The 897-nt window shown below is 58.9% G+C and carries 1 protein-coding gene; it reads left to right on the top strand.

The genetic code is table 11. The annotated features are described in order from the left end of the window. Nucleotides 1-109: 109 nt before the first annotated feature. The coding region (locus tag P3G66_RS31800) for a leucine zipper domain-containing protein (RefSeq protein WP_276117884.1) at nucleotides 110-897 on the top strand (788 nt) is incomplete at its 3' end.

The following is an 897-nucleotide window of genomic DNA, read 5'->3' as shown; positions in this document are numbered from 1 at the left end:
TGTTGCGGGTACGGACGTTGTTGACGCGGGATTGAAGTAGACGGGCTGGTCCTCGGCGTAAGAATGGGAGTTGCGACACAACCGTTCTCGACCAAAAAGGACCAGCCCTGTGACACACCGTAATGCCCCACTTACTGTTGAAGGAAGACACCGCCTGATCGAGCGCTGCCAAAGTCGTCCGATCGCCCACGTCGCCGCAGAAATGGGTATCTCACGCCAATGCGCATCCAAGTGGGTCAACCGGTATCGCCAATACGGTGACCTGGGAATTCAGGACCGATCCAGCACACCGATCCACCACCCGACCGCCACGGCAACGGAGATCGTGGCCGAGATCGAATCCATGCGACGAACCCGGAAATGGTCGGCCTCGCGCATCACGTTCGAGTTGCGCACCGACGGCATCGTCATTGCTCGTCGAACAGTCACGAAAATTCTGCGGAACCTGGGCCTGAATCGTCGCCGGTTCATCGACCCGAACGGCGAAACCAACCGAAAACCGCAGGTCATCATTGCGAAACGACCTGGTCAGATGGTCCACGTCGATGTCAAGAAGGTCGGAAGAATCCCGGACGGCGGCGGATGGCGCGTTCATGGCCGCGGGTCCGAGCAGGCCAAACGATCCCAGCGCCGGAAAACGAAGAACAAGCAGGCCCGTGTCGGTTATACCTACCTGCATTCCGCGATCGACGGCAACACCCGCCTGGCGTACACCGAAGCCCGCGACAACGAAACCGCAGCAACAGTCATCGATTTCATGAACAACGCCTGCGTCTTCTTTGCCGCACACGGAATCAGCCGCATCGAGCGCGTGATTACCGACAACGGATCATGCTATCGGGCAGCAGGTTTCACATCTTCACTGCGAGAGGCACGGCACTACCGGATCAAGCCGTA

This window comes from Rhodococcus sp. C3V, from assembly GCF_029269915.1.
Classification (GTDB): domain Bacteria; phylum Actinomycetota; class Actinomycetes; order Mycobacteriales; family Mycobacteriaceae; genus Rhodococcus_F; species Rhodococcus_F qingshengii.
This window is presented reverse-complemented; position numbering and strand designations above follow the sequence as displayed.